The organism is Pseudoalteromonas sp. OFAV1 (assembly GCF_021532595.1).
In the GTDB taxonomy this organism is placed as follows: Bacteria; Pseudomonadota; Gammaproteobacteria; order Enterobacterales; family Alteromonadaceae; genus Pseudoalteromonas; species Pseudoalteromonas lipolytica_C.
The window spans coordinates 1-20,604 of record NZ_JAKGBG010000052.1; the positions used below are offsets into that span (position 1 = coordinate 1).

At 39.7% G+C, this 20,604-nt stretch carries 17 protein-coding genes; 6 read left to right on the forward strand and 11 right to left on the reverse strand.

Going from position 1 to position 20,604, the window contains the following annotated elements; genetic code table 11:
* Positions 1-252: hypothetical protein (locus L1267_RS20030; RefSeq protein ID WP_235383909.1), on the reverse strand; the 252-nt coding region annotated here is incomplete at its 3' end.
* Between the two features lie 4 nt (positions 253-256).
* Between L1267_RS20030 and mrcB the strand changes: the two genes are divergently transcribed.
* Positions 257-2,413, forward strand: a complete 2,157-nt coding sequence (gene mrcB, locus L1267_RS20035; RefSeq protein ID WP_235383910.1) for a penicillin-binding protein 1B — start codon at positions 257-259, stop codon at positions 2,411-2,413.
* 402 nt (positions 2,414-2,815) lie between these two features.
* Here mrcB and L1267_RS20040 read toward each other — a convergent pair whose 3' ends face one another.
* From L1267_RS20040 to L1267_RS20065, 6 genes are all read right to left on the reverse strand, one after another.
* A complete protein-coding gene (locus tag L1267_RS20040; RefSeq protein WP_135923725.1) occupies positions 2,816-5,743 on the reverse strand; it encodes a TonB-dependent receptor in 2,928 nt (975 codons plus the stop codon).
* Between the two features lie 501 nt (positions 5,744-6,244).
* Complete coding sequence (hemL, locus tag L1267_RS20045; protein ID WP_138557275.1) at positions 6,245-7,525, reverse strand: glutamate-1-semialdehyde 2,1-aminomutase; 1,281 nt, start codon at positions 7,523-7,525, stop codon at positions 6,245-6,247.
* 72 nt (positions 7,526-7,597) lie between these two features.
* Positions 7,598-8,614 (reverse strand): aspartate carbamoyltransferase, encoded by a 1,017-nt coding sequence (locus L1267_RS20050; RefSeq protein ID WP_138557276.1) that lies wholly within the window; start codon positions 8,612-8,614, stop codon positions 7,598-7,600.
* 104 nt (positions 8,615-8,718) lie between these two features.
* Positions 8,719-9,153 (reverse strand): CopD family protein, encoded by a 435-nt coding sequence (locus tag L1267_RS20055; RefSeq protein ID WP_135923727.1) that lies wholly within the window; start codon positions 9,151-9,153, stop codon positions 8,719-8,721.
* A 20-nt stretch (positions 9,154-9,173) separates the two neighbouring features.
* A complete protein-coding gene (locus L1267_RS20060) occupies positions 9,174-10,856 on the reverse strand; it encodes a chloride channel protein (RefSeq protein WP_235383911.1) in 1,683 nt (560 codons plus the stop codon).
* Positions 10,857-10,944: 88 nt separating this feature from the next.
* Positions 10,945-12,285, reverse strand: a complete 1,341-nt coding sequence (locus L1267_RS20065) for a hypothetical protein (RefSeq protein ID WP_235383912.1) — start codon at positions 12,283-12,285, stop codon at positions 10,945-10,947.
* 234 nt (positions 12,286-12,519) lie between these two features.
* Here L1267_RS20065 and erpA point away from each other — a divergent pair, with 234 nt between their 5' ends.
* Together erpA and L1267_RS20075 are read left to right on the forward strand one after the other, a co-directional pair.
* A complete protein-coding gene (gene erpA, locus L1267_RS20070) occupies positions 12,520-12,858 on the forward strand; it encodes an iron-sulfur cluster insertion protein ErpA (RefSeq protein ID WP_135923730.1) in 339 nt (112 codons plus the stop codon).
* Between the two features lie 1,002 nt (positions 12,859-13,860).
* Positions 13,861-14,100: a helix-turn-helix domain-containing protein gene (locus L1267_RS20075; RefSeq protein WP_054562310.1), complete on the forward strand. Its 240-nt coding sequence runs from the start codon at positions 13,861-13,863 to the stop codon at positions 14,098-14,100.
* Between the two features lie 117 nt (positions 14,101-14,217).
* Here the strand turns inward: L1267_RS20075 and L1267_RS20080 are convergent, their stop codons facing one another.
* Genes L1267_RS20080 through L1267_RS20095 form a run of 4 tightly spaced genes read right to left on the reverse strand, consistent with a single transcriptional unit; the run spans position 14,218 to position 17,954 of the window.
* Positions 14,218-15,597 (reverse strand): AmpG family muropeptide MFS transporter, encoded by a 1,380-nt coding sequence (locus L1267_RS20080; RefSeq protein WP_235383913.1) that lies wholly within the window; start codon positions 15,595-15,597, stop codon positions 14,218-14,220.
* A 38-nt stretch (positions 15,598-15,635) separates the two neighbouring features.
* Entirely contained in the window at positions 15,636-16,253 is a 618-nt protein-coding gene (locus tag L1267_RS20085; RefSeq protein WP_135923732.1) for a peptidylprolyl isomerase, read from the reverse strand.
* Between the two features lie 2 nt (positions 16,254-16,255).
* Positions 16,256-16,807 carry a YajG family lipoprotein gene (locus L1267_RS20090; RefSeq protein WP_235383914.1) on the reverse strand — a complete coding sequence of 184 codons (552 nt, stop codon included), beginning with the start codon at positions 16,805-16,807 and terminating at the stop codon, positions 16,256-16,258.
* 13 nt (positions 16,808-16,820) lie between these two features.
* Positions 16,821-17,954 carry a methyltransferase gene (locus tag L1267_RS20095; RefSeq protein ID WP_199526190.1) on the reverse strand — a complete coding sequence of 378 codons (1,134 nt, stop codon included), beginning with the start codon at positions 17,952-17,954 and terminating at the stop codon, positions 16,821-16,823.
* A gap of 42 nt (positions 17,955-17,996) precedes the next feature.
* On the opposite strand from L1267_RS20095, the gene L1267_RS20100 reads away from it, so the two are divergent.
* The 3 genes from L1267_RS20100 to fabV all read left to right on the forward strand — a co-directional run bounded on the left by L1267_RS20100 (position 17,997) and on the right by fabV (position 20,330).
* Positions 17,997-18,584, forward strand: coding sequence for an alpha-ketoglutarate-dependent dioxygenase AlkB family protein (locus tag L1267_RS20100; protein ID WP_235383915.1), 588 nt, complete (start codon positions 17,997-17,999; stop codon positions 18,582-18,584).
* 73 nt (positions 18,585-18,657) lie between these two features.
* On the forward strand, positions 18,658-18,969 hold the full coding sequence (locus L1267_RS20105; protein WP_135923735.1) for a BolA family protein: 312 nt from the start codon (positions 18,658-18,660) through the stop codon (positions 18,967-18,969).
* A gap of 167 nt (positions 18,970-19,136) precedes the next feature.
* Complete coding sequence (gene fabV / locus L1267_RS20110) at positions 19,137-20,330, forward strand: enoyl-ACP reductase FabV (protein ID WP_138557282.1); 1,194 nt, start codon at positions 19,137-19,139, stop codon at positions 20,328-20,330.
* Positions 20,331-20,604: the final 274 nt, after the last annotated feature.

Here is a 20,604-nt window from a genome sequence, read left to right on the forward strand (position 1 = left end):
GCTAACCGAGTTTAAGTGACTGTTAATTTTACAGGTGTTAATATTGCCTAGCTTGTCCTGTAAAATTAACTGATCAATAGCGAACTCAATGGCTGATAAAAAAACACCTGCAAAAAAGTCGTCATCAAAAACTAAAGCGGCATCTTCACGCTCTTCTTCTAAGCGTAAAAATTCACCTAAAAATGCTACTAAAGCGGGGATACTAAGAAAGCTTTGGTCAATATTTTGGAAGCTTTCTTTAGCAGTTGTCATTGCTATGACACTGTACCTTATTTACCTTGATGCCAAAATTACCCGCCAATTTGAGGGGAATAAGTGGCAGTTACCAGCCCAAGTCTATGCGCGTGCAATGAGTTTTTATCCTGGGCAATATTTATCCCAGCAAGAAGTTATTTGGGAGTTAAACCGCTTAAATTACTCTTCAGTAAATAAACTCAGCCGTACAGGTCAGTATGTTAAATCTGCTAACAGCATTAAAGTGTATCGCCGTGAATTTGAATTTTATGACGGCCTTGAAGATGCACACGTTATTGAGTTGCGTTTTTCGGGACAAAAGTTAGCAACCATTAAAGATAAATTTGGTCGCCGTTTGAATAGCGCACGGTTAGAGCCAGTACAAATTGCACGTATCGGCAATGACTCAAAGCAAGATCGTGAGTTTGTACCGCTTGATAAATTTCCGCCAATGCTAAAAGACACCTTGCTGGTGGTTGAAGACCGTAATTTCTATGACCATCACGGCGTATCGGTGTGGTCAATTATGCGTGCTTTGTATAGCAATATCAAAGCAGGGCGTACCGTACAGGGCGGCAGTACTTTAACTCAGCAGTTAGCAAAAAATATCTACTTAACTCGTGAGCGCTCTTTGGTACGTAAATTTAATGAGGCGCTAATTGCCTTAATTCTAGATTACCGCTACAGCAAAGATGAAATTTTAGAGGCCTACCTCAATGAAGTGTATTTAGGTCAGTCTTACAATCAAGGTGTTCATGGTATGGGCCTAGCCGCTGAGTTTTATTTCTCAAAACCTGTGGATGAACTTGAATACGACCAAATTGCGTTGTTAGTTGCTATGGTAAAAGGGCCATCGTATTACAATCCGCGCCGTTATAGTGAGCGCGCAATGGAGCGCCGTGATTTAGTGCTGCGATTAATGGTTGAAAACAAGCTTATTGATACACGTGAATATCGCGCGGCATTAAAGCGTCCTATTGATATTGCACCAATGAAAGACAGCCTGCAAAAGTCGTATCCGGGTTACTTAGAATTAGTTAACCGAGAATTAAAGCGCCTACTACCAGATCAGCAAGTGATAGATGCCGGAGTACGTGTCTTTACCTATTTTGACTTACAAAAGCAAACGGCTATGGAAGAGTCGATTGAAGCAAGCTTGCCGTATCTTGAAAAACGCCCTAAAACAGAAGAGCTTGAGGCAGCGATGATCTCTGTTAATGTTGAAAAAGGTGGAGTGTCGGCGCTAGTTGCAGGCCGTGACGTACGTTATTTTGGCTTTAACCGTGTACTAGATACCAAACGTAATATTGGCTCATTAGTTAAGCCAGCAGTTTATTTAACGGCATTTGAAAGTGGTCAGTTTAATGTTGCCACTTTAGTAGATGACTCACCGCTGCAAGTGACTAACGAACAGGGCAAAGTATGGCAACCAGAGAACTTCGATAAGCAGTTCCGCGGACCAATGCCACTATACAAAGCATTTAGTAACAGTATAAATATTCCTGCGGTTAACACGGGTCTTGATGTTGGTGTAGATAAAGTGGCTGATACTTTGAAGCGTTTAGGTGTAGAAGGGCGTATTGATCAATATCCATCATTACTTTTAGGTGCACTTGAGCTTTCTAGCTTTGAAGTCGCGCAGCTTTATACAACGCTTGCTGCAGATGGTCAGTACCGCGAGTTAACGTCTATTTCAGCACTGACAGACTCAGTAGGTAAAGTGCTTTATAAACATGATGTCACCTCACAAAAACGCTTTGACGATGCATCAATCTACATGACCAAATATGCAATGAAACGAGTGACCAAAGACGGTACAGCAAAGCGTTTAAATGCCCACTTTCCATCAATTCAGCTTGCTGGTAAAACAGGCACCAGTAATGACTTGCGCGATAGTTGGTTTGCAGGTTTTGACCAAAACACAGTTACTGTTGCATGGATTGGTCGCGACGATAACAAGAGCACTGGTTTAACAGGCAGTGTTGGTGCACTAGAAGCCTATATTCGCTACCTTAAACCACTCAATCCTGAAGCTATAGCTGATACACGCCCAGCTTCTATTCGTTGGGCCTTTATTAACGAAGAAACCGGCCTGCAAGCGCCTCCTGGATGCGGCAAGGTTGTACAGCTCCCCATTCTTGCCAGCGAGTTTGAGCCAAGGCCTAATTGTCAGCGTTAAACTTGGCCCTGAAACTATTTAGCTCAATGTATAATTGAGCTAAATTTTGTATGTTGTAGATTGCCATGAATGCACTTCCTTCAGTGTTTCTGGCAAGCGAACTGACGTTTATAGAGTTTGAATTGCAGTACTTTATTGGATGACTTGTAGAATAATTAATTATTCTTGTATGCCTAAATCAGACATTGATGCTGTGAAAGCTATTAACCTACCATTAGTATGATTTTATTTTGAAGTCTTGCTCCTTCCTCATGCTTTCACTTGTATTTTATAAGGTTGCTTGATTTACTTCAGATAAATATCGACTAATTATTGCAGCACTACTAGTTGTAAATATTAAAAAATAAAAGCCTCATAATGAGGCTTTTAGAATCGTTGCTTATCTTACTAATTTAATCGAAATTAAAAGTCATAAGAAGCAGATAGTTGGACTCGACGAGGAGATTGATAACTTTCCGCTAAACCAAATGTTGCACTGTCATCACCAGCCGCTATTTCAGCAACTTCGTCATAACGAGTTGCTGTAGCTGCATCAAATACATTGAAAATATCTAATGCGAAGCGTACTTTTTGGTCATTAAAATGCAGGTTGTACGTAAAGTTAAGATCTAATCGCGCTGTCCAGGGAGTTGTTCCCATGCTGCCGCGAGGGTAGCGTTTATCACCAACATAATAAGTATCGCCATAATCATATAAGTCTGGGTTTGGTGTATAGCCCGCACCTAATGCTGTCCAAGGACGACCAGAAGCAACATTTAGATTTGCGCCTACTAAGAAGTTTTCAGTAACTGCGTATGCACCGTAAACTTTAATATTGTGACGACGGTCTGCTGGTAAGTTACCGTTAGCACCATCCATAAGATAAGGGTAATCCCAGTCTTGTGTTAAACCAGCATCATCTTGACCATTATCAGATTTAACAAAACCTTCTGTGTTACCGTAGTTATGTGACCAAGTGTATAGTGCTTTTAAAGACCAAACCTCATCCCAACTTTTCTCAATTGAAAGGTCAACGGCAGCGTAACGACGTTTAGCTTCAGGATAACCTAGCTCTTCAGCTGTGAAGCTATACTCTTCAGTTACACCGTCACCATCTAAGTCAAAATTAAATGTTGCGCCATTACCTGGGTTGAATAAGAACCAGTTTTCACCAAGATATTCACCATTTTCATCTCTAAAGATGTATGAGCCATCATCAATTTGATTACCAAGTGTGCGGTATGTACCTTTGATGCTCCAAGACCAGTCATCATTAATCGCTGCTTGATAACCTACAATGATTTCATCATTATACATAGGCTCAAGGTCTTTATCTGCTAGGGTGTTTGAAGGTTTTGCAGTTCCGTCACCACCATTTGAAATAGCGATATCACCTAATTGATTGCTCAAACCTACAGGAGTACCGTCAGCATTAAGACCCTCATACTCATACCAAGTGTGGATATAAGTTTCGGCACCTGCAAGGCGAATGTTCGTATTTGCAGCAACAGGTAAGTAATATCGACCTGCGGTAATAAATAATTTACTGTCACCGTCACCATTGATATCCCAAGATGCACCTAATCTTGGCGCAATTTGGTTATCAATAGATACAAATTCATCACCATCAGCATTGTAGTTTGTGAAACTGTCATTACGTAGACCTAAAGTTAACGTTAAGTTATCTGTAACAGCCCATTGATCTTCGATATAAATCGCCCAGTTTTCAACTTCAAATGCACCACCATTCTTATAGTTACGTACACGAGTTGTTTTCATTTCTTCTGGAAGAATATAACCGTTTGGAAGGCGAGCACCTTCTTCGTATGTTCTGTAGTAGTAGTAAATACCACCAGAGTTAATCGTAGTTGCATCTGATGTATTGGTTTCTGAGTCATAACCAAATCTTAATGTATGCTCATCATTTAAGTACCAATCAAAGTCAACGCGCAATTGCTCGCGCTTATCTTCATTGGCGCCTACAGTGAAGTTTACATAACAGGTAGTATCAACACCTAAGTCTGCGTCATAGCCAGTAGGGCAGTCATCAAAGTCAGAATAATCAGTTTCTGAGAATTTAACTTCACCATACATAGCAGACATGCTTAAGTCATCAGTTAGGTTACCTGTATAACGTACTGCAAAACTTTCACCACCGCGTTTGTGATAAGCTGTACCACCATCTACTGTGTAGTTCCCAACGCCATTAGGATCTTCGATTGTGCTTTCTGAGTATGTGCGTTCATCGCTAAAACCCCAAAGCATTAATTGATGATCATCATTAATGTTCCAGTCAATACGCGCTAGATAGTAAGGGTCATCATCTTTTTCTTTTGTTAGAGAGGTTTGAGAAGCGTTACCGTACTCTTCTTCGATATCACGGAATGTATAAATTCCGTAGAAGAAAAGCGTATCTTCAATTAGTGCACCTGAAGCATAAATATTTGTTTCAAATGAGTTTACATAGTCATCTTGGTTGTTAACAAATAAATCACCAATACAGTGACCATCAGCAGCCTCACAACGATCATTTTGTAAGTAAACTGAATTTGGTGCTTGTTCTCTTAATGAATCAGGAGAGTAAATTGACTCAACACCAAAGTGAAAGTCATTCGTACCTGATTTTGTTACTGCAGAGATCAGGCCACCAGTTGTTCGACCAAACTCAGACGAATAACCACCAGTCTTAATTTGGAAGCTATCATATGCTGAGAATGGAATGGTTGCGCCACCTAAACCGTTACGGAAGTTAGTCATATTAAGACCATTTACGTAATATGCGTTTTCTGCGACAGATGAGCCACCGAATGATGCTTGATCACCAAAGCGACTATCACCTTCAGTTGCACCAGGGGCTAGTAAAGCAACTGATGTTAATGAACGAGCAACTGGTAATAATTCAAGTTCTTCTGAACTAATGTTCAATGATGATTCCGTAACCGAAACGTCAACAGCACGAACTGCGCCACCAACAACTGCAATACGTTCTATATTACCTTCAACCAATGGAATCTCGAGTAGTGCAGTTTTACCAACACCGATAATTACATCGTTGATCTGTGCTTTTTCAAAACCAGCTTGTGACACTGTTACATTATATTTACCAACAGGTACTTGGTTAAGATTAAACTGGCCATTTGCATCTGCAATGAGAGTTTTTTCATAACCTTTTGACTTATCGGTAATGGTGATTGTTGCACCAGCTAAAGAAACACCAGACTGAGTAATGATGTTACCTTTGATTGCACCATTAACATTGTCAGCCATAGCAGGCATTGCTGCACTTAAGGTCATAGCAACAGCTGCAGCTGTGAATGAACGCTTAAATGTTTTTGAAAAGTTGTTTTTCATTGAGCTTTCCCTGTGAAATTTTAGATTTTTGATTTGTTATTGTTTGTTAATAACTATCACGCTTTGTTTTTTATTTATTTGGAGTTTTAACCATTAAATAAAGCGTGAAACAAATTGGTAACACATTAGGGACATACAGATCAATTTTTTATATTACAAATACGATAAACTTACAAAAAAACGCCTTGGAACGATCTAAAGTTGATATTTTTTGCTTGTTTATAAAAAAAATACACAGATGTAACTTGATGTAATTGCGTTAAGTAAATTTTAATTCTACTTTTAATTCTTATAAAACAGTTTGTTGGGAATTTTATGTCGTTTTCGTTACATTTTAAAATATAAATGCAGGAAAAAATCATTTGGTTTGTATAAATGATGTTTTAATTATAATATTTTTGGTTTTAAATTTTCGAAAATAATCTGATCTATTATTTTCTGAGGGGGTAAACGTTTGGAAGTATAGGCCACCGATTAAAGTGACCTATTTTATTTTTTAGATTAAAGCTTCGCGAATGCGCGCTCTGCGGCTGCAATGGTGTCGTTGATCTCTTTTTCAGAGTGCTCAGCACACACAAAGCCAGCTTCGAAAGCAGAAGGAGCTAGGTAAACGCCTTCTTCAAGCATTAAGTGGAAGAACTTTTTAAAACGCTCTAAATCACACTCAGTCGCTTGTTGATAGCTAGTTACTTTTTCTTTATCAGTAAAGAAGAAGCCGTACATTCCACCTGCGTAGTTTGTTGTAAGTGCAATGCCTGCTTTTTTCGCAGCGGCTTCAAAGCCTTCACAAATTGCTTTACTTTTAGCTTCTAGTTCATCGTGTAGACCTTCAGCGCATAATAATTCAAGCGATTTTAAGCCTGCTGCCATGGCAATTGGGTTACCTGATAATGTACCCGCTTGATAAACAGGGCCGACAGGTGCGATGTAATCCATGATTTCTTTCTTACCACCAAATGCACCCACTGGCATACCGCCGCCTATTACTTTACCTAAGCAAGTAAGGTCTGGTTTGATATTGTAGTAAGCTTGTGCGCCACCTAAAGCAACACGGAAACCTGTCATTACTTCATCAAAAATAAGCACAGATTTGTATTCATCACACACCTCACGTAAACCTTCTAAGAAGCCTGGTACAGGTGGAATACAGTTCATGTTGCCAGCAACTGGCTCAACGATGATACAAGCGATTTCGTCAGCGTATTTTGCGAAAATGGCTTTTACTTCATCAAGATTGTTAAACGACACCGTTAATGTGTGCTTAGCGAAGTCTTCAGGAATACCTGGTGAGTTAGGTACACCCATAGTCAGCGCGCCTGAGCCTGCTTTTACAAGTAGTGAGTCAGCATGACCATGGTAACAGCCTTCAAACTTTAAGATTTTGTCACGACCAGTGAAACCACGTGCTAAGCGAATCGCACTCATGGTTGCTTCAGTACCTGAGCTTACCATACGTACTTTTTCGATTGATGGTACCAGCTCTTTTACTTTCTCGGCCATTAAGATTTCAGTTTCGGTTGGTGCACCATAGCTTAAGCCATTTTCAACGGCTTCTAATACCGCTTGTTTAATAGCAGGGTGGTTATGACCCATGATCATTGGTCCCCATGAACCAACGTAATCGATATAACGGTTACCATCAGCATCAAAGGTAAAAGGACCTTCTGCTTTAGTGATGAATAAAGGAGTACCGCCAACGCCATTGAAGGCACGAACTGGTGAGTTTACACCGCCTGGGATTGATTCTTGCGCGCGATTAAAAAGATCTTGGCTAATTGTCATGAATAGTCCTATTGGGTTGTCACGTTAAATGAGTTGGTTTGTAAGGGCTCAAAGAGCCCAAAACGAAGCGAGTTAACTATTACGTTTACGGCTAAACCAAGGCACGTCGACTTCATATTGCTCAACTTTGTCGGCAACATCTAAGGTTAGAGCAAACAACGCCATGCGGATTAACACGCCATTTTGAACTTGGCGGAAAATTGCTAGGTTGTCGTTGCTATTTAAATCGTTATCAAGCTCGTTTGCTTCTAAACGGCTATCACGAGGCAGTGGGTGCATCAGTACTGAGTTTGGTTTACAGTGTGCATTGTAAATTGCTTGGCTGATACGAAAACCACCACGGTATTTGTTCGCTTCTTCTTGTGAAGGGAAGCGCTCTTCTTGAATGCGGGTTTGATATACAATATCAGCCGCTAAGTTGCCTTCCATTTTATCTACTAGTTGAATTTTATGACCGGCGTTATCAACAGCATCTAAAATGTAGTCTGGCATTTGTAAGCCATCAGGTGCCACCATAGAGAATTTTACGTCTTTATAATGACACAGTAACTTAGATAAAGAGTGCACAGTACGGCCGTATTTTAAATCACCCACAAGGGCAATGTGCATACCGTCGATACTTTGGTTGAAACGGCCAAGTTCACGTTCAATCGTTAGTAAGTCAAGTAGGGCTTGAGTTGGGTGCTCATTTGGGCCGTCACCGCCATTGATTACTGGTACATCACACCCAGTGGCAAACTCAGCAACGGAGCCTGCATCAGGGTGGCGCATTGCGACTGCATCTGCATACGCAGAGATAACACGAGCGGTGTCATATAACGATTCACCTTTTGCTAGCGCAGAGCTTTGCATGCCTGTTGTTTCGCGGACTAAGCCACCTAGTAAGTTAAATGCGGTACCAAAGCTTACGCGAGTACGCGTGCTTGGTTCAAAGAACAAGTTCGCTAAAATTGCGCCCTCTAAAACATTGGTGCGCTTTTGCTTTTTAGCATAAGGCTCCATTTTCTTAGCAACTGCAAAAATACGTTCAATACAATCTCGATCAAGCTGATTGACCGACAGGATATTTTCACCTTGGAAACTTAGCATGGGGTTTGTTCCTAATCACATTTATAGGGCGCTGGCACTCGGTATGGGAGGCCGCATAAATTTGCGCAGTACTATAGCAAATTTTTAGCGTACACAGCAGCAAATTATAAGTTAGGTTTAATAATTGCCAGTGCCACTATAGCTAAAAGGATGAGTACCGGAACTTCATTAAAAATACGGTAAAAGCGATCGCTACGTTTATTGCGATCATGCTTAAAATCAGCCAGTAATTTAAAGCAGTAGCCATGATAGATATAAAGAATAATCACTAATACCAGTTTGTAGTGCAGCCACATGCTGTATCTAAACCAATCACGACCATATTCAAAAATCGTTAATACGCCAAACACGAGTGTTAATACGGCAAACGGCGTAACGAAATAAAGTAAACGTCGCTCCATGACTTTTAGCATTGAGTTACAGGCTTTTTCTTCACTCATTGCGTGGTAAACGAATAGCCGAGGCAGGTAAAAAATACCGGCAAACCAAGCGATCATAAAGAACACATGAAACGTTTTATAAACTAATAGCGCAGTCATTTAAGTATCCATTTTAATTGTTATAACAAACTGTTGCGTATGGTAAGGATATGCCTGATTTGATCCCAACGCAAAAGACCCATAATTTGTTGGTTATCAAGTAGGTTGTATATATACACCGCACCGCTGCGTTTATCTTTCAGTAAATCAAAGGCATCGGCTAACGTTGCTTGGCTACTTAGCCCAGTAAGGTTGACGTATTTGATATTACTATTTTGATCAGACATTAGACTTAAATCATATTCAGCAAGACGATAGCCGTTTTCTTCATCATGCACAATAAGCGGCGTTTGGCTATCAAGGGCATCAAGCGATTCTTTGATTTGCTGTTTGTCATCACTGTAAAGTAACTTGAATTGTTCATCCATTTCAGCCATTACTCCGACTTTTTGTAACGCTTCGGTAGCTGGCGATATTTGATACTCAAGCCCTTGGAAATCAAGTTGCTGCATAAAAATAGAGCGGTTACCAAAAAACTGCAGTGCCGTGACATAAGCCGTTGAGATCACCAGCATGGCTGGCACAATAATCTCTGGACTTGAGGTTAACTCCATAACCGTAGTGAGTGCAGCAAGTGGTGCGTGCAATGTAGCTGCCAATAATCCTGCCATGCCAAGCATGCTGTAGGTACCAGTAATATCAACTCCCGGGCTAATAAACTGAGCAAAAAAAGCCATTAAAGTGCCCATTAATACCCCAAGCCCAATTACAGGACCGATGATCCCGCCAGGAATACCCAAGCCAATAGCAAATAAGGTGGCGAGTAATTTGGCAATCAAGATGGTAGTTAAAAACTGCACATCATCTGGTGATTCAATGGCAATAGTGATAGCGCTCATACCTGAGCCCATTGCATGGGGAACCATATAAGCAATTAAGCCTGCGATTAAACCTGCCAGTAATAGGCGAGGGAACATGCTTAGCGGTTTAAAAGTGCGGATTATAAGCATCAAGTTTTGGTTAAATGCATAAGCAACAGCACCAAGTGCCATACCAAAGATGATTAAAAATGGGTAATGCCAACCACTCAATGGATTCATAGTAATAAGTGCAAGCTCAGAAGCGTCACCAAATACAAATTGAGTCGCTAATGCGCCAGTTACCGCAGCGAGCATGATGGGCACGAAAATATGCACTTTATATTCTCTAAGCACCACCTCCATTACGAAAATAACGGCTGCAAGCGGGGTGTTAAATGAGGCGGCGATACCGGCTGCAACACCACACCCTGTTAGGGTACGCATTGCATTGTGTGGAAGGTGTAATTTATCGGCCAGTAAGCTGGCGCCCGTTGCACCCATATGTACCGAAGGGCCTTCTCGACCTACCGAAAAACCACTTATCAGGGCTAATGCTCCACCGACAAATTGGTTCACCGTGTTGTAAAGCGGCATATGACCATAATGTTTTTTAATGCGGTGTATTACAAATGGAATGCCAAGGCGATAATGCTTAAAGCCAGTTAGAGCTGCAAATAGAGCAATTAATAAGGCGGCACTGACCGGAAGAAGAACTCGTTCAAGAGTGGGTAGTGTTGAGAAGTCATCAGGCTTCTCAAGAAATAAACTCTGGAAAAACATGATAGTGAGGCGAAAAAGAATGATTAAAACTGCCGCAATTAACCCTGCACTTACACCAAGTAAGCACAACTGCACAGATGTTTTAGGCTTTGCTAAACGACGTCTTAGTCTTTCAAGCCACATGCATATTTCCTCACAGCACTTTTGAGCCGCAGTTTAGCAAATCAAATTCACTAAGTCCTTGTGATTTTGAAATTAATAAGTAATTTACTCAATGAAGGTTATCGGTACGGTTACTATTCAGCTGATCCGTAAGAGAAGGTAAATGTGCTTTAATTGCATGAGATAGTTCGGGGACGAGCCCAGCATGTTTTTTATGTACAACAGTATTGACTGTCATTTGTCTAAGTACAACAACTTCAAATTCTTTTCGCAAGTTATGAATATCAATTTCAAGTGCAGGGTAGAGCACATTGTCAACTCGGCCTTTCTTTAGCATTCTTAATATATGGTTTAAATCTTCATTTAGAATTACACGCGCTTGAATATTAAACTCCTTGAGCAATTCAAGGTCTCCCATCGAGCTCATAATACTAATGTTTTTATCGTCTAAGTTAGTACGGTTACATGTTTCAGATTTACGACATATTAAGACAATATTTACGGTACCTAAGCTTGGTTCAACGACGATAATATCATCGAACTTACTTAGGTTGCTTTTTGAACGAACTATATCCCCATCGACTATCCCAACATTAAGTAATAGCACGCCTCTGCGTGAGGGCACGGCTTGAAGTTGAGTTTTGATATTTAATTCATCATAAACAGTTTCCATAAACTGTTTGAATGGCGCTATATGAGGGATATCTATATAGGTAAATAATAACTTTTTGGGTTTTATATAGTGTGTTGTCGATTGTGAATTGTCATCAAATAAGCTCTGTAGTTGAGCTAGTTTGCTTTGATTCTCTGGTGTGTTTTTAATACCAATAACGAGTGGGAAATCTGTAAATTGTCTGACTATTTTCGGTTCAGGTAACCCCTTTTCAATAGCAAAATAACCTAAAATCTCAGGAGCTGAAATGACAAACTTAACCTGATTAGTCGTTAATAAGATGAATAACTGCTCATCGGTGGCGACTCGAATGATGCTGTCATCATAAGCTTGAATTATGTTCTCAATATATCCAGGATAGACATAAGAGTCGACTACAGCCACTTTATTATCATTAAAGAGCTTTTCTAAATTATCAAATGCTTGTTCATTCTGTTGATTTGTTAACACAGCAAGTTGTGAGTTAAAAATAGTAGGAGAAGCGATAAAGCCTGGTTTTATTTCCGAGAGCCAAGCTGGGTAGTAACCTAGATACCCCGGTTGTTCGGCCTTTTCGATTGCATCTTGCCATGGTAAGTATTCAACATTAAGCTCAATTCCTTGTTTTGCAAGTGTGTTTCTCAATGAAGCAATCGCATTACCGCCATTTGCCATTTTACTGCTGGCATAGGGAGGAACTTCTAAAGATGTAATTTTCCATGTTTCATTATCAGCAGCAGTGACACTACCCGACATACCCAGCATTAATAGGATGAGTGGCAACAAATAGGTTCGCATAAAACAATATCATCATTGATCGTTCAGTAATTATACGCCTAAATTACAACCTTTTTGTATTTTTATTGGTCTTTTTAGCTAAAACTCGGGCAATCCTATTATCTAAGATGATGAGTTTAAAGTGTATAGCCTACCCGTGCTGTTATTAAGTACGGATATTGCTCCCTTGAGATACTTGATTAAAACACTCGGGTATTAGATAATCGCCACATTATAGGTTTTGAGGGTCTCGGTATGTCTGATGAGTTGCCAATTAAGTTCAGCGATGCAGCAGCTGTTCGTGTTAAACAGTTAATCGAAGAAGAAGAGAATCCGGATCTAAAGCTACGTGTTTATGTAACAGGTGGTGGTTGTTCTGGGTTTCAGTACGGTTTTACTTTTGATGAAAAAGCCAACCCTGGCGATTTAGAGATTGAAAAAAACGGTGTTACCTTAGTGGTCGACCCGATGAGTATTCAATACTTAGTCGATGGTACGGTAGATTATACTGAAGGGTTAGAGGGCGCACGTTTCTTCGTTAACAACCCTAACGCAACAACAACTTGTGGTTGCGGAGCTAGCTTTAGCGTTTAAAAATTTTTTGAAAAAGCCACTTTATGTGGCTTTTTTATTGTTCATACTCTCTTAATCCCTTCATTAATGCACTCACGCATCAGCAGAAGTAAGTTTTAGCTTCTGAGTTTAAGAATAACAAAAGAATAGAAACCTTAGTTGTTAGCAGTTTTATCGTAACGGTAATTTAGTTGCTTTCGGGTAATACCAAGTAATCAGCAGCTAGCTGAAAATACACATCAATCAACCTGTTCAGATCGCATTGCCAAAGTTAAGGGCTGAGTTTGAAAGCTTGGTTGTTGAGTAAGAACTTATAAAAGGAATAGGTTCATTTTGAGGTTCTAGGCATGCATCTATATAAGGGTATTGTGTTGTGGTTCAGTCAGTAAACGTCGTTGCTGCAATTAGTTATTGCAGTAATTGGCAGATTGGTATTCGAGACCATACGACACAGTTCTCCTTGCTTATTAGTGCTAAGAAAACGAAATCGTTAGCTCGTTTAGGTAACTTCGTTGCGCCTTGATTAATAATAAGTGACTCTAGTGTTGAGTCACTTTAATCATCAGTAAAAAAAAGCCCAAAACGAATACAGAGGCGATTAATATATATACAAATCCTTTTTTCCCCTGCTTAATTGGTACACGATTGTGTCTAAGAAACAGGTACCACGCTACACAGAGTACAATTGGCAACAAAAATAATATACGAAACATTTCTTAACCTTTTTCAGTATTTACATACACTTTAAGCATAAATTTACAGTTTATAAAGCGATAATTTAAGTGTGATAAGGTTTCAATTGATTAATTTTTTGGTACAGTTAACAACTGGCAATAGAGCACATGCTTTAATTTTAGCTACAATTAAGTTTGTTTAACTATGCGGTCCATTCCTAAAAGAAGGACATTTGTATAATTATTCATCCAAAGCATAAGTTATTAGTATATAATGTGTTCAGGAGTGAGACGGGCAAAATTTCACTCTAAATTTTTAATTTAAATCATCTAGTAGGAGATGTATTTTATGATGGGTAAAACAGTTTCTTCTGAAGAAAACTCAAAATTAACGAAATGGCTTAAGACGAAGCGCCATGAGAAAGGTCACACAATGCGCAGTCTTGCACAAGTGTTAGGTACGCCTCACTCTTTTATTGGTAAAATTGAAAACCAAGAGCGTCGTTTAGATGTTATTGAGTTTATGCGTTATTGTGATGCGCTAGAAGTTGACCCATACGAAGGTCTTAACTTATTAAAAGACGCATAATTGTTGACTACCCAGAAGTTTTTAACTTCTAGCATATAGTATGAATAGTGCATGGATGCACTATTTAAGCCCCGCTATTGTAATCCCTATACTTTATTTACATACGTTTTTATTTTGTTAATTTTTTTTGTGGTAGTTGTTTTCTAACGCATAAAGCTTATGGCGAATTAAGAACAAAAATACCAATGATGGAATAACCATAAGTGCTGTTAGCACAAAAAACATGGCCCAGTTACCATCTAACCAATCATCAATTACAACGCCGCTGTAACTTGAAAGCAAAGTTCTACCTAAATTACCTAACGAGGCAAGAAGCGCGTAGTGCGTTGCACTAAATGCTCTGTCGCAGAGCATAGATATAAATGCCACCATAGCAACGAGAGACCATGCTTGGGTAAAGCCATCAACGATAATGGCAAAGGCATACAGACTCAATTTAGGGCCCGCAATAGCAATCCAAGCAAAAGCTAAGTTTGAAGCAGCCATCGCAATACCACTAATAAACAAGCCCTTTACAATGCCATAGCGTTGATTAAATAGACTCCCTAAGAATGTGAAAGCGATGGTAAGCACTGCAGTGCCCACTTTCGAGAAGGTGGCAATGTCACTATTCGAAAAGCCTACTTCTTTATAGAACACAATAGACATTCGTCCTAAAAAGGCTTCACCAATTTTAAATAAGAAGATAAAAGCTAATAATGCGAGTGCTGTTTTAACACCATTACGCGCAAAGAAGGTTTTGAATGGATCAATAACAGTTACAGCAAGCCATGCGATTATTTTTGTCAGTTTGCTTTGTTTGGCACCAGCTAACTTTTGTTGGTAAGTGCGTTCAAGTTCAGCTTGCACAAGTTCGCGGTTAGAATCAGGCTCTTTTGCCCAAAAAACACTGCTCATCAGTAATAACATGACAACAGATAAGAAAAAATAAACTTCAGGCCAGTCAATTGATGGAATGTCAGCTAAATAAAAAGGCATGGCACCAAGTAAAGCATAGCCACTCCACCAACCTGATGTTGCCATCGCTGCTGCAGCGGTAGCTTTATGGCTTTCATTCTCGGCTAAGGTATCAATACGAAATGCATCAATAGCAATATCTTGGGTCGCAGATGCAATAGCAATGACTAAACAAATTGCCGCTGCAAACCAGAGGTTAGCTTTAATATCTAAACCTGCAAGTGCAAAGGTGCCAATAAAAATGACTGACTGACACAATAAAATCCAGCTGCGGCGCTGACCAAGCCAATTGAATAAGAATGGTAACTTGACGCGGTCAACTAATGGAGACCATAAAAAGTTAATACTGTAAGCACCGAAAACTATACCAAATAAGCCGATCATGCTTCGGCTTAGGCCCTCATCTTTTAACCATGCCGACAAAACAGAGCCAATCAACACCCATGGAAAGCCACTGCTGATACCAAAGATAAAAATGTTGATTAAACGTTTGTCTTTGAAATACGAAAAGTACTCTGAAATTGAAAGAGGGTTTGTCATAGTATTGCCAATTGATGGGGCTAAGAAGCCCCTAATTATTATTGATTAGCGTCAAGCACTTTAACGTTTAAAATAACGATAGGTGTTTTTGGTACAAAGCTGTAACCAATTTTTTCGTTGTATGCGGTTTCTGTACGCATAATTTTATCAAGTGTTTCATAGCCATCCATAACCATACCAAAAACGGCAAAGCCCCAATCGCGGCCCGGGTTTAAATGGTCATTGTCGTCCATGTTAAAAAAGAATTGGCGAGTGCCTGAGTGCGGCTTACGGTCTTGGTACGCCATAGCGATACTGTACATATCATTTTTTAAGCCATTACCACTTTCGTTAAAAATAGGGTCGTATTCGTGCAAGCCATCGTAGTCTTTGTCATAACCCCCGCCTTGGATCACAAAATCGCGTTCGTTATCGTCGTCGCGTTCTACACGGTGAAAAACACTGCCTTGGTAACTGCCATCAGCAACGTAGGTTAAAAAGTTATTCACGGTAATCGGCGCACGAGAGCGGTCCATTTCAACCACGATGCTGCCAAGTGTCGTGACAATTTCAACACGTGGAAACATATTGTCTTTTTGAATAAACTTACCTTCAGTTGCTGCAAATGAACTGTGAGCAAATAATAAAATAAAACTGAGTAAGAGAATGCGCTTCATAGTTACCCCTCTAAATAAGCGATTAATTCTGGGTCAGATACAATGCGGGTAATTATTTGTTCAGTCAACTTATTAAGCTGACTTTCAATTTTCGCACGGTCATGACTTAAAGGCCCTTCTAAATTAGCACCACCTCGATACACCTTACTAAAGTTGCTGTTATTTCTAATCACACGAACACCTAACTCAATACTGGCAACACTTGTGTGTGTCATCAGTTTTTCAGTTACGACGGCTTGTAGTTTATGAATGTCAACTTCAAAGCGAGTTGTTGCAAGGTTAGAAATATTGGCTCCATTTCTACTCAATGCGCTATCGAGGGTACTCTTGAGCGAATCTGCTATTCCTGGGCTGGCTAAAGTCTTCACTTTACCGGATTCAATGATTTTTAGAGTGACATTATCACCTCTTAAATCAATAACACTGGTACTTACGTTGCTATCTATATGGGTGATTTTACCACTTTGATAAACAGGGTTTAAAATTAGTTGATTAGGCTGATTACTACACCCAGCAAGCGCTAATAATGCACATAAAGAAAGTAACTTTCTCATCTAGATTGCTCCATCAATGATTTTTAGTTGCACTAAGTACGACAAACTTTTTGTTAGAACCTAATAGTTTGCAATTGCCGAACATGCGCTTTAGTTTTTCATGGTAGTCGAGGTGGCGATTACCGATAATCCTTAATTCACCACCTTGTTTAAGAGTATGTTTGGCTTGTTTAAACATTTGCCAAGCGATGTGATCAGTCACAGCTTGTGCTTGGTGAAACGGTGGGTTACATAAAACAAGATCAGCACTGTCAGGTTCAAAATCGGTTAAGCAATCGTTTTGTATAAACTCACATTGCTCAAGTTGTTCAGGTAGATTGTGGGTAACATTTAGTTTTGCTGATTCAACGGCCATATACGATTCGTCAACAAAAGTGACATGGGCTTTAGGGCAGCGTTTTAAAGTCATCAAGCCAACTACGCCGTTGCCACAGCCTAAATCAATAATACGACGAGCTTTGCTAGTTTGTGGTAAATAGTTAAAGAAAAAACGTGCGCCAATGTCTAACGAATCTCTAGAAAATACATTCGCATGGTTTTGAATTTCAAATTCACTGCCTTCAAGTGGCCAACTTACAGGGAAGGGGGCTTTTTTATCAAAGCCACTGGTTTTACTGATTACTAAGCGAGACTTTTTAACTGCTAAGCTGGTTGAGGTATCACCAATATACTGATTAAAGGCTTTAATTGTTGAATTATGGATATCTTTGGTCTTACCTGCGGCAATAACTGCAATGTCTTTAGGAAGAGCTGCGCTAATAGCTGCAAGCTGATGCTGTAAATAGCCTAAATTACGGGGCACTTTTAAGATCACTAAATCAACCTGGCTTGGTAAAGCTTGTAATGAATGAAGCTGCTTAACTGAATCAATCGTTAACTCATTGGCTTTTAAATTGTAACGTGTTGCTTGATGACCAATATACGAATCGTTAACTGAATAAACTGTTAATGAACTGAATGCGCAAGCAAGTGCGCCAAAGCTGTCATTCAAAATGAGCACTGAATTTGCGTCAGGATGATGTTCTTGTACATAATTGACAAGGTATTCATCACCAGAATCCCAGGCTTGAAGACTGCGATTTTTTTGATCTAAAGGAAAACGTTCTAGGGTATAGGTGTTATCACCGAGCTGTGCTTGGGTGGTCATCATGATTTTACGATAAGTATTTAAGTATAGGTAAATTCTAACATGCAACAGCCAAACGCCAACCCTAATCATTTACCTGAGGGGTTTTCTTATCAAGCGAAGGCTTTAAGTGCGCAAAAAAGTCTCGATTTATTTTATTACCTACAGCAACATCTTAATTGGCAGCAGCCTTCTATTAAAGTTTATGGAAAAAGTCATGTGATCCCCCGTTTGCAGTGCTTTATTGCTGATCCGAATGTTAATTATGGCTATTCAGGGTCCCAGCTAATTGTTGAACCTTGGCCAGCGGTGCTTGATGCCATGCGTAAACGTTTAACAGCGCAATTGCAGATACCTTTTAATGCATTATTGGTAAATTTATACCGTGATGGTCAAGATTGTATGGGCTGGCACAGCGATGATGAAAAAGAGCTCGGTCAGCAGCCGACTATTGCATCAATATCTCTGGGGGCTGAGCGGAAATTCAAAATAAAGCATAAACACACTAATGTGCAACACGATCTTATTTTACAAAGTGGTAGCTGCTTAATTATGAATGGCCATAGTCAGCGTGATTACCAGCATTGCTTGCCCAAACAACAAAGGTTAAAACATCCTCGAATTAATCTTACCTTTCGCTCAATACGATAAAATCATTGGTAAAATGAGCCACGCCCTTGATATAGTAACGGCCAATTATTTTGCAATTAAAGGTCTATGACACATGTCAATGCAACAACAAATTGAGGAAAAGCTCGCTGCGGGTATCGAATGTAAACACCTGAATGTTGTCAATGAAAGCCATATGCATAGCCGTGGAACAGAATCGCATTTTAAAGTGGTGGTTGTGAGTGAAGAGTTTGCAGGTAAACGCTTACTTGCCCGACATCGTCAAATTAATGAGCTATTAAAAGATGAATTAGCAAACCACATTCATGCATTAGCGATCCACACATTTACTCCTGAAGAGTTTAGTGAACAACAAGGACAGGCACCTGAATCACCTAAATGCTTAGGCGGCTCAAAGTTCGACTAAATTAGCAGGACAGTCACCCAAAGTTAAGTGGACAGTCACTCTAAATGGGTGCTTACCCCAGAAAGATTTCAGTGGGTCTGAACAGTTTTATACTGATCAGACCTGTATTTTAACTATTAGCCTTTAAACTAGCGCTAATTTTTATTGTGATAGATATAGGATGATCAATGGTCATTAAGCCTAAAATTCGTGGATTTATTTGCACTAACGCACACCCGGTAGGCTGTGCTGAGCATGTACAAGAACAAATTAACTATGTGAAAGCGCAAGGACCACTGAGCAACGCACCAAAGAATGTACTCGTTATTGGTGCATCTACTGGGTACGGCCTAGCCTCGCGTATTACTGCTGCGTTTGGTGGCGGTGCGAAAACGTTAGGTATTTTCTTTGAAAAAGAAGGTAGTGATCGTAAAACAGGCTCTGCAGGTTGGTATAATACTGCAGCATTTCAAGCGGCAGCTGAAGAAGCAGGTTTGTGGTCTAAGAATATCAATGGCGATGCGTTTTCTAACGAAATTAAGCAAAAAGCAATTGATACTATCAAAGCTGATCTAGGTAAAGTTGATTTAGTTATCTACAGCCTTGCGTCTCCTCGTCGTACTGATCCAAATACGGGCGAAACTTACTCGTCAACGCTTAAGCCAATTGGTTCTGATATCACAACGAAGAATCTAAACACTTCAAAGCGTGTGATTGATGAAGTAACGGTTGAAGCAGCAAGCCAAGAAGACATCGACAATACAATTAAAGTTATGGGCGGTGAAGATTGGGAAATGTGGATTGACGCATTAAAAGAAGCGGATGTTCTTGCTGATAACTTCAAAACGACTGCCTACACATATATTGGTAAAGAATTAACATGGCCAATTTACGGTCATGCGACAATCGGTAAAGCCAAAGAAGATCTTGACCGTGCAACGCAAGCAATCAAAGAGTCTACGAAAGACTTAAATGGTGAAGCGTATGTGTCTTCATTAAATGCGGTTGTAACACAAGCAAGCTCGGCAATTCCAATTATGCCTTTATATATTTCTGCTTTATTCAAAGTAATGAAAGCAGACGGTACATACGAAGGCACAATAGAGCAAATTCACGCGTTATTTACTGAAAACCTTTACGGTGAGACGCCACGTTTTGATGACGGTGGTCACTTATTCCAAAACTACAAAGAGTTAGAAGATGATGTTCAAGCTCGTGTGCAACATGTTTGGGATACTGTAGATACAGATACTATTGACGAATTAACGGATTACGTGGGTTACCACAACGAATTTTTACGTTTATTCGGTTTTGGTATCGACAGTGTAGATTACGAGCAAGATGTGAATCCTGATGTTGCGATTTCGCAGCTTATCGATTAATCGATAAACAAACTTTATTTTGAAAAGTCGCTTTTTTAAGCGACTTTTTATGTTTGTGGATGAAAATAAATCTGCATCAATAGCACTTTGGTCTATATTGAATTTTATTCAAATGGTTTTTGTAGTCTAAATAATCACATCTGTCGTATAAATTTCATATTTGCTCTCGCATAGTCACCCTGATTGATGTTAAAATTCGGGTAATATATGTGAGGAGTTTACTGCGTTGCTTGTTTGGGGTGTTAAACAGGCTATTCTTTGATATTTAGAATTT